This window comes from Bradyrhizobium sp. 17, assembly GCF_023073515.1.
GTDB classification, from domain to species: domain Bacteria; phylum Pseudomonadota; class Alphaproteobacteria; order Rhizobiales; family Xanthobacteraceae; genus Bradyrhizobium; species Bradyrhizobium canariense_D.
Map to the genome: position 1 here is coordinate 1 of NZ_JADPJQ010000050.1, position 695 is coordinate 695.

At 65.2% G+C, this 695-nt stretch carries 1 protein-coding gene; it reads left to right on the plus strand.

Annotation, left to right across the window (positions count from 1 at the left end; translation table 11 throughout):
* Position 1: 1 nt before the first annotated feature.
* Positions 2–695, plus strand: a 694-nt coding sequence (locus IVB13_RS08865; RefSeq protein ID WP_247488454.1) for an IS30 family transposase, incomplete at its 3' end; no start/stop codon positions are given.

Genomic DNA, 695 nt, shown 5'->3' on the forward strand with positions numbered 1-695 from the left:
CATGGGGCGGACTTACAAACAGCTCTCCCTTGACGATCGATGCGAGATTGCCCGCCTTTCGGCCAATGGCGGCTCGGTCGGGCAAATCGCGGCAGCTTTGGATCGGCCGCCATCAACGATCTCTCGGGAGCTGAGGCGGAACCGTGGCAGGCAAGTCGGCTACAAGCCAAGCTATGCTCAGCAGCAGACCCGGGCGCGGCGCTGGAAGGGCTCTCGCCTCGAGCGGGACGCCAGCTTGCGCCGCGAGGTCTTGGCAGGCTTGAGCCGCGGTTGGTCACCCGAACAGGTCGCAGGCAGGCTGGCCCGGGAACGTGGCCGTAGGGTGATCTCCTGCGAGAGCATCTACCGCTTCATCTACGCCCAGATCACACGCACGACGGACTTCACCTGGCGGCGCTATCTGCCTCGGGGCAAGAGCAAGCGAGGCCACCGCGGCAAACGAGGCGGGAGCCCCGCAAGCTTCATCGAAGGCCGTGTTTCGCTGGCAGAACGGCCTGCCGAGGTCGCCGATCGCAAAGTCCCGGGCCACTGGGAAGCCGATCTGATGATGTTCTCCAAATACCGGCAGGCCATCCTGGCCGTCCACGAGCGAACCTCGCGCCTGCTGCTCGCCGTTCCCATCGAACGCAAGTTCGCCGCCGGTATCGCTAGCCATCTCGTACGCCTGTTCAAAGCCGTACCGGAGGCACTGCGCC